The organism is Bacillus sp. FSL K6-2861, from assembly GCF_038630725.1.
Classification (GTDB): Bacteria; Bacillota; Bacilli; order Bacillales; family Bacillaceae; genus Bacillus; species Bacillus velezensis.
On the sequence record NZ_CP152037.1, the window covers coordinates 2,189,549 to 2,203,750 of the forward strand.

The window sequence follows — 14,202 nt, forward strand, 5'->3', positions numbered from 1 at the left end:
AAGACAAAGCCTCGTTTCTCAAGCTGAGAAATGAGGCTTTTGTTTATTCTGCACTGTATTCAGATGAGGTTTTTTCAGACGTTAATGACGCAAGCGAAAGCACGCCGCACATCGCGATGACAACACCCGCTGATCCGATCCATGTCACTGACGCAAGAGACAGATGGGTGACAACAATGCCCCCGATGCCCGCTCCGGCTGCCATAGCCAGCTGCATGACAGACTGGTTGAGGCCAAGTAATACACCCGATGATTCAGGCTCCATCGTTGCCAAATGATACTGCTGAGCAGGCCCAGATGACCAGGCGGCGAAGGACCAAAAAATAAGCACTGCCGCCGCTCCGAAAGCAGAATGTGTGACAAACGGCAATAACATGAGCATGATAGCATGAAGCGCCATTCCGCCGGTTAATGTCATACGCGCCCCCCATTTGTCTGCGCTGAAACCGCCTGCTTTAGAACCAGCAAGACTTGCAACACCGAAAATAAGCAGCAATGTACTCAGTATTCCGCTGCCGATATGAGTGACGTTCAGTAAATACGGAGAAAGGTACGTATACGCAACCGAGTAGCCTCCGAGCCAAAAAAACGTAATGGCCAGCCCGACAGCCACCTTTCGTTTCTTCAAAAGAGAAAATTGCTGAATGAGCGGCACCGGTTTATCTCCTTTTATCTCAGGCAACGCGAAACGTATAATAAGCATGGCAATGATTCCGATTGCCGCAATTCCGGCAAAAACCACCTTCCAGCCAAAAGCTTCAGACACGGTTCTTCCGATCGGAACACCGATAATGAGCGCCGCCGTAAACCCCATAATGACGGTTGCGAGAGAACTTGCCTGTTTTCCCGGGGGAGCGATTTTTGCTGCGATCGTAAGCGCGGTGACCACCACAGTTCCTGCTCCAAGCGCCATGATCACCCGCGCTCCCGCAAATAAGCCGAATCCCTGCACAAGGAAAGAAATGATATTCCCGATAACAAACAGCCCCAGAGCATAGATCATGAGCTTCCTTCTGTCCAGTTTTGCTGTAAGGGCCATCATGACAGGCGTTCCGATTGCATAAACAAGTGAAAAAATCGTAATCAGCTGCCCTGCCGCTGCCACAGTAACTCCCAAGGAACCTGCAATTTTATCAAGCATCCCTGATATCACATATTCAGACGTCCCCACTAAAAAACTGATAATTGCCAAAATGTAAATCTTCCAGGTATTTTGCACCTGACACACTCCTTCATTGATGATTTATATAAAGATATATTGTGATATATCGATATAAAGAGTTGAACAAAAAGAAACAAATCGCAATATGTCGATGTGTAGTCAGAAAAAGAAACTGAATCCCTCTTCTAAAGGATTCAGCCCTACATTTCACGCTGAAAATAATCGGCCATCGCCTTTATCGCGTCTTCATCTCTTTTATAATAGGTGTATTTGCCAATCCGTTTTGTTTGGATAAGGCCCGCCCGCTGAAGGATGGAAAGATATTGAGACGCCGTTGACTGTGTCATCTGAAGCTTATCGGTGATCTGGCTGACACACACTCCGATCTCATTCATATCAATGCCATCATGCGGTGCGAAGTGACGGTCCGGCTCTTTCAGCCATTGCAAAATCTCAGCCCGTGACTCATTAGACAACGCTTTAAAAACATCAATAGGTTTCATACGCTTTATTATATCGTGATTTTACGATATGTCAATATTGTTTTTATTAAATCTCTATTTTTTGTTTTGCCTCTCTTATGATCCGGGAAATAAAATCACTCACATTCTCTTCAAATGTGTCTTCCCGCCCGTATTGCCTTACATGTACAGATTGATGGCGGCACTCTCGATCTCCCACAACTGCAATATATGGTATTTTTTTCATTTGTGCTTCTCTGATTTTATAGCCGAGTTTTTCATCACGCTGATCAAGCTCAGCCCGGATACCCGCTTTCTTTTGAGAAAAACCGGAACGAAAAAAATTGGCGTACACAGCTCTCCTGTTTTCTCATCTTCCGTTCGGTAATGCTTTTAATCCATTCAGCAGTTCTTCAAACGCCGATGTCAAAAATAAATCACTCCGGTAGATAAATGATATATTCATATCCCGAAACTGTTCAGGGAGCTCATGAAGAAAAAGATTTTTCCTGTTTTGAAAATAATGGACGGCTGATGCAGGCAGAAAGGAAACCCCCATCCCCGCCTGCACCGCCCCAATAATGGCTTCCAACGTACCGAATTCAATGATTTTATGTGCGGGCACTGCCTCTTCTTTCAGTATGTTTTTTATTTTACGGCGGTGCGAACAGCCCGCGGCAAAATACAGAATCGGATCTCGCAACAAGTCTTGCAAACTGCCTTCCCGCTTATTTGAAACCAAGGCCAATTCTTCTTGAAATACAGCGACTTGCTCAAGATCTTCGTATTCGACCGGACCATAAACAAAAGCGCCGTCCAGCTCATAATGTAAGACGTGCTGCACTAAGGTATGTGTATCACCGGTTGACAGAGACAGCTGTACTTTCGGGCAGCGGCTGCAATACTCTGTGAAAAATTGAGGGAGATGGACGGCTGCCGCCGTTTCAAGAGAACCGATTCGAAGCGGGCCGTTCGGATCGCCTGCCTCTTGCACCGTTTTTTGCGCCTCATGCAGCAATTGAAGGATTCTGTCTGCGTCTTTCAATAAGTTTTCACCTGCGGGCGTCAGCGTCATCCCCCGATTTGTGCGGTAAAAAAGCTGTGTTTGCAATTGTCGTTCCAGCTGCTGAATCCGGTTTGTCACATTTGATTGAACATAATGCAGGCTTTCTGCCGCCTTTGAAATACTTCCTTTGCGGGCGACAGCCTGAAAAATCTTTAAGTCTCCGCTTTCCATGTAAGGGCACCTTCTTGCTATGATTTTTATTGATAGCCGGCTATCAATTTTCATTTATTTACTGCAGCTGATACAGCCTGTAAAATCTTTCTCATCAATCATAAAGGAGAGAAGAATGATGAATGCCCTTATCATACACGAAAATGGCTTTGATTTCAGGCAGGCACCTGACAAAAGGCCGGGAAACGGCGAAGTAAAAATAAAGCTAAAAACAGCTGGACTAAACCATCGTGATTTGTTTTTAATGAAAAACCACGAAACCGGAAACCATGAATTTACTCTCGGTTCAGACGGCGCGGGAATCGTAACCGAAATAGGACACGGCGTCCGGTCTCATTTACTGCATGCAGAAGTCATCATCAACCCGGTGCTGAATTGGAAGACTGTTGAGGACGTACCAGCCGTCCCTGATATTTTAGGCGGTCCGAGCGACGGAACCTTTTCACCTTATGTCATCGTTCCTGCGGAAAATGCCGTTTTAAAACCCGAACACCTGACATGGGAGGAAGCGGGCGTGCTGCCGTTATCAGCATTAACCGCTTATCGCGCCTTATTTACAAAAGGACAATTAAAAAAAGGCGAACACCTTATCCTTCCGGGTATCGGAAGCGGCGTGGCAACATACGCCTTATTAATGGCAAAAGCTATCGGAGCGACAGTCAGCGTCACCTCCCGCAGTGAAAACAAAAAACAAACCGCACTGTCATACGGTGCAGACCGGGCGATTGACAGCTACGGTGACTGGAATGAGGCGCTGAATGGCGAAAAAGCAGATATCATACTTGACGGTGTAGGCCCGGCCTTGTTTCAACACTATCTTGACATTATGAAACCGAATGGCCGGATCGTAACATTTGGCGCCAGTTCAGGCGATCAGCTCGGATTTCCTATTCGCTCGCTGTTTTTTCCGCAGATTCATATTCTCGGTACATCAATGGGAAGCAATGAGGAATTTGCGGATATGCTGGAATTGGTAAACCGCTGCGGCATCCGTCCCATTATCGACCGCATGTACCCTCTCAGTGAAGCAGCTGCCGCTTTTAACAGAATGCGGGAAGGACGGCAGTTCGGCAATATCGGCTTTCGTTTGGATGTCTAAAAAAGAGGAGCGGACCCGTCCGTTTCCTTATTTGTTTATAAGCGTTTCCGCTTGAAATTCAATATGTTTTTCTTCATCAATTAAAATCTGCCCGCAAATCGACTGCAGACACACAGAGCCCGTCAGCAGCACCGTGATCAACTGCTCAAGGCTTGCAAATCGTCTCAGTCTGCGGAAGAAAACAATCTCTCCACTCTGTAAAACAAAATTCCATATGTTATCTTCCGCGTTACCCTTGTATGACCAATAAAGGAAGAAGGAGGTTTCATTTCAATACGAAAAACCGGCTGATCCCAGCCGGTTTTATAAATAAACCCCTTTATTTACGGTAAAACAGTGCTCCCCATTAAATAACTGTCGACTTCACGCGCTGCTTCCCGGCCTTCATTAATCGCCCATACAATCAGGCTTTGGCCCCTTCTCGCATCCCCTGCGGCGAAAACACCGTCAACATTCGTTTTATAATCCCCATATGCCGCCTGAATTTTATGATTTGCCGAATCGACACCGAACTGTTTCAATAATGGCTGTTCCGTCCCTTCAAAACCGATGGCGATGAACACCAGCTGAGCAGGCCAGACTTTTTCTGTTCCGGGCAGTTCATGAAATTCATACTTTCCGAATTCGTTTCTGACTTTTTCCATTTGAATGGTGTGAATCTCTTGTAAGCGGCCCTGCTTATCGGCCACCATTTTTGTCGTCTGAATTGAATATTCTCTCGGGTCTTTGCCGAACTTTGCCTGCGCTTCTTCATAGGCGTATTCAAGGGTAAAGACGTGCGGCTGTTCAGGCCACATATTGTCGTTCGTGCGCGTTTGAGGAAGTTTAGGATGTTTCCCGAACTGGTGCACGCTGCGCGCTTTTTGGCGCAGCGCGGTTGCCACGCAGTCAGCTCCTGTGTCTCCTCCGCCGATTACGATGACGTCTTTCCCTTTAGCGTCTATATATTGTTTGTCTTTAAAGTTGGAATCTAAATAGCTTTTCGTCGCCAGTGTTAAATAGTCCATCGCATAATGGACGCCTTTTGCTTCCCGGCCTTCAATCAGCAGATTGCGCTGCTTTTGGGCGCCTGTGCACAAAATGACGGCATCAAATTGATCTTTCAGCTCATCTGCCGTTATGTCAACGCCGATTTCGGTATTTGTTACAAAATCTATACCTTCCTGCGTCAAAAGTTTAATACGGCGTTCGACGACATTTTTCTCAAGCTTCATGCTCGGAATGCCGTACATCAGCAGGCCTCCGGCTCTGTCAGCACGCTCATAGACCGTTACGGAATGACCGGCTTGGTTCAGCTGATCAGCGCTTGCCAGACCTGCCGGGCCTGAACCGACGACAGCGACTTTTTTACCTGTGCGTTTCGCTGGAATTCTCGGCTGAATCCATCCGTTCTCAAAACCTTTGTCAATGATCGTCCGCTCGATGTTTTTAATTGAAACAGCCGGATCTGAAATAGCCAGCGTACAAGATCCTTCACAAGGAGCGGGACAGACCCGCCCTGTGAATTCAGGAAAGTTATTCGTTTTCAGAAGGCGCTCCAAGGCTTCTTTCCAGCGCCCCCGATAGACGAGGTCATTCCACTCCGGTATCAGATTATAAATCGGGCAGCCGGACGTAAAACCGTTGATATCAGCGCCGATTTGGCAAAACGGTGTGCCGCAATCCATACACCGCGCCCCCTGCCGCTTTGACGCTTCATCTGAAAATGGAGCCGAATACTCTTTCCAATCCTTTAAGCGAGTGAGAGGGTCCCGCTCAGCCGGTTTTTCTCGTTTTTCTTCCATGAATCCAGTTGGTTTCCCCATGTTCCTCTCCCCTTTCTTACTGTACTACCGCTTGTTTTTGATCTTTGGCAGGCGTTTGGTGAACCTTTGTATTGGCTTCAAAAGCATACATAATTGCGTCTTCTTCTGATAAACCCGCCGCTTTTTGTTCTTCGATGCTGAGGAGCATTTGTTTATAGTTTTTCGGAATGACTTTGATAAAGGTTTCTGCGGCTTTTTCCCAATTGTCCAGGAGATCTGCGGCTTTTTTGCTGTTTGTCAGCGCCGCATGCCGTTTGACCATTTCTTCAACTTCTTTGATCTCCGCCTCATCCGTCAGCTTTTCAAATGAAATCATTTCCATGTTGCATTTGCGTTTAAATGCTTTGGCATCATCACTCAGGACGTATGCGATACCGCCTGACATTCCCGCCCCGAAGTTTTTGCCGACTTCGCCGAGGACGACAACCCGGCCGCCTGTCATGTATTCACAGCCGTGGTCTCCGATACCTTCTACAACGACATTGACTCCGCTGTTACGGACTGCAAAACGTTCACCGGCGCGCCCGTTAATGTACGCTTCCCCGCTTGTTGCTCCGTAAAATGCGACGTTCCCGATAATAACGTTATCGTGTGTTTCACAATTGAAGGCATCAGGCGCTTTCACGATGATTTTTCCGCCTGAAAGCCCTTTGCCTACGTAGTCATTTGAATCCCCGTTCAAATGAAGCGTCATCCCCTTAGGGACAAATGCTCCGAAACTCTGTCCGGCTGATCCGGTAAAATGAAGTCTGATCGTATCATCCGGCAGGCCTTCCGCTCCGTAGCGTTTAGAAATTTCACTTCCCGTCACGGTTCCGGCTACGCGATTTGTATTATTGATCTTGATTTCAGCTTCCGCTTCCTGTCCGGCTTCAATTGCAGCCTGCACCGCCGGAAGAATAACCGTCATATCAAGCGACTGGTCGATTTTATGGTTTTGCGCCGTACGGAAAGTGCGGACGCCTTCAGGCTGGTACAGCAGTGTGGATAAATCAAGCTGGCCCGCTTTCCAATGCGCTTTCGCACGTTCACTGACATGAAGAACGTCTGTCCGTCCGATCATTTCATCAAGCGTCTTAAAGCCTAACTGCGCCATATATTCACGCACTTCTTCTGCGACAAACAGCATGTAATTTACGATATGGTCAGGATCGCCCATGAATTTTTTGCGAAGCTCCGGGTTTTGCGTTGCGACACCTACAGGACATGTATCTAAATGGCAGGCTCGCATCATGACGCAGCCGAGAACGACGAGCGGCGCTGTAGCAAAGCCGAATTCCTCCGCACCGAGCAAGGCGGCCATTACGACATCCCGGCCTGTCATCAGCTTACCGTCCGTTTCCAATACCACGCGATCCCGTAAACCGTTCAGCATCAGCGTTTGGTGAGCTTCTGCAAGACCAAGCTCCCACGGAAGACCCGTATGTTTAATACTTGTTTTCGGCGACGCGCCCGTTCCGCCATCGTAGCCGCTGATGACGATGACATCCGCAGTGCCTTTTGCCACACCGGCCGCAATTGTGCCGACACCGGCTTTTGACACGAGCTTGACGCTGATACGCGCGCTTCGATTCGCATTTTTCAAATCATGAATCAGCTGCGCCAAATCTTCAATTGAATAAATATCATGGTGAGGAGGCGGTGAGATCAGCCCTACACCTGGTGTAGAACCGCGGACATCCGCGACCCAAGGATATACCTTGTTGCCCGGAAGCTGACCGCCTTCTCCCGGCTTCGCCCCTTGCGCCATTTTGATCTGCAATTCATCCGCATTGACGAGATAATGGCTCTTTACGCCGAAACGGCCGGAAGCAATCTGTTTAATCGCACTTCTTCTGTCGTCGCCATTTTCATCCGGAACGAAACGTTTCGGGTCCTCGCCGCCTTCTCCGCTGTTGCTTTTTCCGCCAAGCCTGTTCATCGCTATCGCTAAAGCCTCATGGGCTTCCTTGCTTAATGAACCGAATGACATCGCTCCTGTTTTAAAACGTTTCACGATGGAAGCAGCTGATTCAACTTCCTCTAATTTTAAAGGCTTGCGGTCTTCTTTGAAGGCGAACAGATTGCGTAAAAATCCGATTCGTTCTTCATCCGCTGCATGAGAATACTGCTTAAACAGGCTGTAATCATTTTTGCGGCAGGCCCATTGCAGCGTATGGATGGTTTTCGGATTGAAAGCGTGGTGCTCTCCCCCGTTCCGCCATTGGAATTCACTTCCCGGATCAAGGGTTTGGCTGTAATCATCCTTGTACGCCGCTTGATGGCGCTGTTTCGCTTCTTGCGCAATCGTTTCGATATCGATTCCGCCAAGCTGAGATGCAGTACCGGTAAAGTATTTAGCGATAACGTCTTCACCGATGCCGACCGCTTCAAAAATTTGGGCGCCCCTGTAACTTTGCACAGTTGAAATCCCCATTTTTGACATCACTTTCACGACGCCTTCTGTTACGCTCTTTCCGTATTTGCTGACAGCTTCTTCATACGGAATATCAAGCCGGCCTTCATCGATTTCCTGCTTATACGTAGCGTAAGTCAAATACGGATTGACAGCATCTGCACCATACCCGATGAGAGCCGCAAAGTGATGAACTTCACGCGCTTCCCCGGATTCAACGATAATGCTTGCTTTTGTTCGCAGACCTTGGCGGATCAAATGCTGATGCAGCGCACTGACGGCCAAAAGCGGCGGAATCGGCGTCAATTCCTTACTCATTGCCCTGTCAGATAAAATTAACAGAGATACGCCTTCCTTGATCGCTTTTTCCGCCTGCTGAAACAAATCCTTCAGGCCTTTTTCTAGGTCATCGGAAAACAGCGTGCGGATGTTCTGGCTCTTAATGTCAGGATGCACAAGTGTTTTCAGCGCATAAAACTGTTCGTTTGATAATACAGGAGTATACAATTTTATGCGGCGTGCATTTCTTTCACTCGGATGCAGCAGATCGCCTTCAGCTCCAAGCCAGGTCACCGTAGAAGTTACCAGCTGCTCGCGGATCGCGTCAATCGGCGGGTTTGTGACTTGCGCAAACAGCTGTTTAAAGTAATGAAACAGTGATTGGGCGCGGTCGGATAAAACGGCGAGCGGCGAATCATTTCCCATAGAGCCGAGCGGGTCCTTGCCTTCTTTAATAACAGGAATTAAATACTTCTGAATATCTTCATACGTATAGCCAAACGCTTTTTGACGGACGAGAAGATCATCGAATTGTTCCTCTTCCCGGATTTCCGGGTCAGGATTCACTTGAACCAATTCTTCTTCAAGCCATTTTTGATAAGGGAATTCATTGGCAATTTCTGTTTTCACTTCTTCATCTGAAATAATCCGGCCTTCTTCTAAGTCAATGAGCAGCATTTTTCCGGGCTCCAGACGTTTTTTATGAAGAATGTTCTCCTGCTCTACTTCAATAACGCCGACCTCAGATGAGAAAATAATATGGTCATCTTTTGTCACATAGTAACGTGCCGGACGCAGGCCGTTACGGTCAAGGATGGCGCCGATCTGTTTTCCGTCCGTAAACGAAATGGCGGTCGGCCCGTCCCACGGCTCCATTAAAGAGCTGTGATATTCATAAAAAGCCCGTTTCGCTTTAGACATGTGAGTGTTTTCCGTCCATGGTTCCGGAATCAGCATCATTGCCGTATGTGCCGGTTTCCGCCCCGCCATCACGAAAAATTCAAACGCATTATCAAGAATGGATGAGTCACTGCCCTCAGCATTTAAAATCGGCAGCACTTTGTGAAGATCGTCTCCGAAGCTTTCTGAAACGAACTGCTGCTCCCTCGCTCTCATCCAATTGATGTTGCCCCGGAGCGTATTGATTTCTCCGTTATGAATCAGATAGCGGTTCGGATGAGCACGTTCCCAGGTTGGAAAGGTATTTGTGCTGAACCTTGAATGCACAAGTGAGAATGCAGATACGAAGGTTTCATCCTGCAAATCCAAATAAAATGCGTCAACCTGCTCAGGCGTTAACAAACCTTTATAAACAATAGTCTGGCTTGACAGGCTTGCGAAGTAAAAATCAAGCTGTTCTTGAACGCCCCAATTTTCCGCCTGCTTCCGGATGACATACAGTTTGCGTTCAAAAGCAAGGCTGTCTTTCAAATCGTTTGCGGCGCCGATGAATACTTGACGCACATACGGGCAAGTGCTTTGTGCCACTGTTCCGATTTTTCCGACATTTACAGGGACGGTTCTCCAGCCGAGAACGATCTGTCCTTCCCGCTCAATGAATGCATTCACCTGTTTTTCAATCTTTTTTCTTTCCTCTTCATTTTGCGAGAAAAAGACCATTCCTACCCCGTAACGGCCTTTTTCCGGCAGTCTCATTTCTCCGCACTCTTTCTTAAAAAAAGCATCAGGGATCTGAACCATCAGGCCGGCGCCGTCACCCGTATTCGGATCACTGCCCTGTCCTCCTCTGTGATCCAGCTGGCAAAGCATCTTCAGTCCTTTTTTGACAATGTCATGTGAAGGTTTCCCTTTTAAATGGGCATACAAGCCGATTCCGCATGCATCGTGCTCAAATTCCGGACGGTAGAGACCTTGTGCTTTCGGCATTTGATTGTAAGTCATAATTCCTCTCCCCCGATCAGTTTCCGTTAATTATCGGTCATAAAATCTGACAACTTTAAATTAATTGTAAGTTTTCAAAACAATATAAACAATATATAATTTAGATCAAATACATCTCAAAATGAGATAGATAGGTGTGAACGCAATGGAATTACGCCAGCTTCGGTATTTTATGGAGGTAGCAGAACGGGAACATGTGTCAGAAGCGGCTGATCATCTGCATGTCGCACAATCCGCCATCAGCAGGCAGATTGCAAATCTTGAAGAAGAGCTGCAAGTCACTTTATTTGAACGGGAAGGCAGAAATATTAAATTAACGCCGATCGGCAAACAATTTTTAGAACATGTTAAAACGGCGATGAAAGCAATTGATTACGCGAAGGAACAAATTGATGAATATCTTGATCCGAATCGCGGAACCGTCAAAATAGGATTTCCGACGAGCCTTGCAAGCCAGCTTTTGCCGACGGTGATTTCGGCGTTTAAAGAGGAATACCCGAACGTTGAGTTTTTGCTCCGCCAGGGGTCTTATAAGTTTTTAATCGAAGCGGTAAGAAACAGGGATATAGATGCGGCGCTGCTCGGCCCCGTTCCGACGGAATTCCCAGACATAACAGGCAATATCTTATTCACGGAAAAGATTTACGCGCTTGTTCCGCTGCACCATCCGCTTGCCAAACAGAAAAATATTCATTTAATTGATCTGCGCGGCGACCAATTTGTTTTATTTCCTGAAGGGTTTATTCTCCGTAACATGGCGATTGACGCTTGCAGACAGGCCGGCTTTGCGCCGCTTGTATCGACGGAGGGCGAGGATTTAGATGCCATTAAAGGATTAGTCTCCGCGGGGATGGGAGTTACTTTATTACCTGAAAGCACCTTTGCAGAAACCACACCCCGGTTCACGGTCAAAATTCCGATTGAATTTCCTCAAGTGAAGCGTACCGTAGGCATTATTAAACCAAAAGGAAGGGAACTGGCTCCGTCTGCAAATGATTTCTATCATTTCGTCATTCAATTTTTCTCCAAACTTGAACAATATCAATAAAAAACAAACCCGAGCTTCAAAACGAAGCCTCGGGCTTTTTCATATTTTTTTAGATCTTTCTCAGCCGATCGGAATGGATAGTTCAACGTGGCAGACAAACGCTTCCGGATCAATGACTGATTGATCGGTCTGTTTGGGCGGCGTTTCTTTAAATGTCTTCAGCTGGGCTGAGGAATAGTTGACGATGCCGAGTCCGAGCTCTTCTCCCTGCTGATCAAGCAGCCTGACAACCGCTCCGCTGCTGAATCTGCCCTTAATCTGCTCGATGTCCTGCGGTGACAGCTCCATATTTCCGTTCGCGACATCGCGGCTGCTTTCTTTTTCCATCACAATTTCGCCTTCGGGGCCGGAATTAAATGCAAGCCATTGTTCTTTGTGGTTTAACGGCAGGGTTCCTTCCGCTTCAAAATACGTTCCTTCAGCCGCCTCATCTACCGCTTGAAGCAGAATGTCCGGAATGTTAGCCTGCCCGAGAAAGCCTTTAATACCGGAGGCCATCACAATTTTAAAAGCATCCAGTTTCGAACGCATTCCGCCGGTTCCCATTTCACTCCCGGCATCTCCCGCGCTTGCTTCTATTTCCGGAGTGATGTCACTTACATGACTGATTCTTTTCGCTTTCGGGTTGCTGCGCGGATTATCATCATATAAACCGTCAATGTCTGATAAAATCACAAGCATGTCGGCATCAATTAAACCTGCCACCTTCGCTGCGAGTGTATCGTTATCTCCGAATTTCAGCCGGTTGACTGTGACCGTGTCATTTTCATTAATAATCGGAATAATGCCCCGTTCCAAAAGGACGTTCATCGTATTGCGGACATTATGGTAGCGGCATTCATCGGAAAAGTCGCTTCTTGTAATTAAAATTTGTGATGCGACATAACCGTGCGCTAAAAACAGCTTTGAATAAGCCTCCATTAATAATCCCTGTCCGATGGAAGCAGAAGCCTGTTTTTCAGGGAGGCTTTCCGGTTTCTGAATAAATCCGAGCTTCCGATAACCTGCCGCCACTGCGCCGGAAGATACTAAAATCATTTCATAGCCGCTGTCTTTCAGCTGTGCGATTTGATCCACCAATGCTTCCAGCTTTCTTCTGCTGATTTCCCCGTGCAGGCTCGTCAGTGAGCTGCTGCCAATTTTCACCGCGACTCTTTTGATCTTCGTCCGAGACGTCACTGTATCACTCCTGTTTTTTAACGATTATAGTGCTGCCGTTTTTTCAATTGTTTTGCTGATCTCAATAGAACGTTCGGTCGCGTGTTTGATGGCTTTGGCGATGGCTTCTCCGCCGCCTTCTGACCTGAGCGCATCGAGGCCGGCTTCCGTCGTGCCGTTTGGAGAGGTGATGTTTTCCCGAAGCACATCCGGTTTTTCACCCGTTTCCATCAGCATTTTAGCGGCGCCCAATAACGTTTGCGCGCCGATTTTGCGGGACAGCCGTTTGTCTAAGCCGGCTTCTTCACCTGCTTTTTCAATAAACTCCATTAAATAATAAAAGTATGCCGGTCCGCTGCCTGCGATGCCGGTGAAAATGTCCATCTGATCTTCCTTGATCACGTACACTTCCCCGAGGCATTCCAAAAGGGATACCGCGGTTTTTGCTGAACCGTAAGAGACATGGTCTCCGAAAGCCGCAGCTGTTGCCGATTCGCCGATCATGCTGGATGTGTTCGGCATCACTCTTACAACCGGCTGATTATCATGTAATGATTGTTGTATAAATGAGGTTGTTATGCCTGCCAGAACAGACAGGATGATTTGATGAGGTTGAATACGCCGTTTCAGCGCAGCCAGAGCGATTTCAGCATCCTTCGGCTTCATGGCTAAAATAAAGACATCAATATCTTCGGTTTTCATGCTGTCAAAAGCAATGCCCTGAATACCGTATTGATGTTCCAATTCAGCGAGTCGCTCTGTATTGCGGCGGTTTGTCACGCAGATGTTTTGGTTGGGAATTTTTTTTGCGCGGACCATGCCTGATATCATTCCTTCAGCCATTGATCCTGCTCCGATAAAAGCAACTTTCTTTTGATCTAAGATCGGTAACATCTCCCTTGTTCGTATTTTGTTCGTATTTTTCACACGTTTTTTATGTTACCACTTCAGGAGTTGATGTCAAGTTTGAAGGTATTATTGATATGTATTGTTCCGAGCCTGCTATTATGTATAATGAATCACAGAACAAACCTTTTGAGGCCGGGTGCGTTCCGGCCGGATTTAAAAATTATCTGAAATGGCTTTTTCTATCAGCTTTTTGCAGCGGTCAAGCTCTGTCTTCAGCTGTTTTTTGTAAAGCTTCGCAGCTTCATAGTCTTTAAATTGATAGAGAACGACTTCCTGGAGTTTGGCTCCCTCTTTTTTCACTTTTACTTGCTTTAAAATCCCGTCATCCAATAGTTCGTGAAGTGAACGGTACACCTCGGTATGATTCGGCTTAAAACCGATGGGTTTAAATTCCGAACGCAGCACCTCGAGAAGCTTCAGTCCGTAAAGCCGTTCCTGCTCTGTCATTGTAATCATGTAAAGCTTTAAAAAAGCTCTTTGTTTCACTAAAAAACCGGTTGAACTTCTTTTTTCTTCTTTCAATATGTGCACACCCTTCCTTCTAACAAATTATTCCATGTACTAAATATTCTCTTTCTATCCCGTTTTCCCTTTTATTGTTCGGACAGTTTGGTTTGTATTGATTTGTTTTTTAGAGGCGGGGAAAAACGATTTTAATGAACATTTGGTACATAGTTTATTTAGTTTAATTATAGCTGATATCGGTTTCTTTTTCACTCTTTTTTCTGCAAAAACGGATCTTTATGC

General features: G+C 46.7%; 10 protein-coding genes and 1 pseudogene. 2 read left to right on the forward strand and 9 right to left on the reverse strand.

Annotated elements, in window-relative coordinates; genetic code table 11:
• Positions 1-43: 43 nt before the first annotated feature.
• The 4 genes and pseudogenes from NYE62_RS10610 to NYE62_RS10625 form a co-directional block, all read right to left on the reverse strand.
• Positions 44-1,219 (reverse strand): MFS transporter, encoded by a 1,176-nt coding sequence (locus NYE62_RS10610; protein WP_007407356.1) that lies wholly within the window; start codon positions 1,217-1,219, stop codon positions 44-46.
• A gap of 143 nt (positions 1,220-1,362) precedes the next feature.
• Positions 1,363-1,665, reverse strand: coding sequence for a metalloregulator ArsR/SmtB family transcription factor (locus NYE62_RS10615; RefSeq protein ID WP_199021982.1), 303 nt, complete (start codon positions 1,663-1,665; stop codon positions 1,363-1,365).
• 46 nt (positions 1,666-1,711) lie between these two features.
• A pseudogene (locus NYE62_RS10620) lies at positions 1,712-1,942 on the reverse strand (His/Gly/Thr/Pro-type tRNA ligase C-terminal domain-containing protein); the annotation flags it as partial.
• 51 nt (positions 1,943-1,993) lie between these two features.
• Positions 1,994-2,860 (reverse strand): LysR family transcriptional regulator, encoded by an 867-nt coding sequence (locus tag NYE62_RS10625; RefSeq protein WP_342496933.1) that lies wholly within the window; start codon positions 2,858-2,860, stop codon positions 1,994-1,996.
• A 118-nt stretch (positions 2,861-2,978) separates the two neighbouring features.
• On the opposite strand from NYE62_RS10625, the gene NYE62_RS10630 reads away from it, so the two are divergent.
• Positions 2,979-3,959, forward strand: a complete 981-nt coding sequence (locus NYE62_RS10630; RefSeq protein ID WP_039251230.1) for a zinc-binding dehydrogenase — start codon at positions 2,979-2,981, stop codon at positions 3,957-3,959.
• 323 nt (positions 3,960-4,282) lie between these two features.
• Here the strand turns inward: NYE62_RS10630 and gltD are convergent, their stop codons facing one another.
• Together gltD and gltB are read right to left on the reverse strand one after the other, a co-directional pair.
• Positions 4,283-5,764 (reverse strand): glutamate synthase small subunit, encoded by a 1,482-nt coding sequence (gltD, locus tag NYE62_RS10635; protein ID WP_014418084.1) that lies wholly within the window; start codon positions 5,762-5,764, stop codon positions 4,283-4,285.
• A gap of 16 nt (positions 5,765-5,780) precedes the next feature.
• Positions 5,781-10,340 carry a glutamate synthase large subunit gene (gene gltB, locus NYE62_RS10640; protein ID WP_342496934.1) on the reverse strand — a complete coding sequence of 1,520 codons (4,560 nt, stop codon included), beginning with the start codon at positions 10,338-10,340 and terminating at the stop codon, positions 5,781-5,783.
• Between the two features lie 145 nt (positions 10,341-10,485).
• Between gltB and NYE62_RS10645 the strand changes: the two genes are divergently transcribed.
• Positions 10,486-11,388: a LysR family transcriptional regulator gene (locus NYE62_RS10645; RefSeq protein ID WP_007611897.1), complete on the forward strand. Its 903-nt coding sequence runs from the start codon at positions 10,486-10,488 to the stop codon at positions 11,386-11,388.
• 60 nt (positions 11,389-11,448) lie between these two features.
• Here the strand turns inward: NYE62_RS10645 and proB are convergent, their stop codons facing one another.
• The 3 genes from proB to rtp all read right to left on the reverse strand — a co-directional run bounded on the left by proB (position 11,449) and on the right by rtp (position 13,977).
• On the reverse strand, positions 11,449-12,567 hold the full coding sequence (gene proB, locus NYE62_RS10650) for a glutamate 5-kinase (protein ID WP_020955919.1): 1,119 nt from the start codon (positions 12,565-12,567) through the stop codon (positions 11,449-11,451).
• Between the two features lie 24 nt (positions 12,568-12,591).
• Entirely contained in the window at positions 12,592-13,440 is an 849-nt protein-coding gene (proC, locus tag NYE62_RS10655) for a pyrroline-5-carboxylate reductase (protein ID WP_007407345.1), read from the reverse strand.
• 168 nt (positions 13,441-13,608) lie between these two features.
• Positions 13,609-13,977 (reverse strand): replication termination protein, encoded by a 369-nt coding sequence (gene rtp / locus NYE62_RS10660; RefSeq protein WP_003153833.1) that lies wholly within the window; start codon positions 13,975-13,977, stop codon positions 13,609-13,611.
• Between the last annotated feature and the right edge of the window lie 225 nt (positions 13,978-14,202).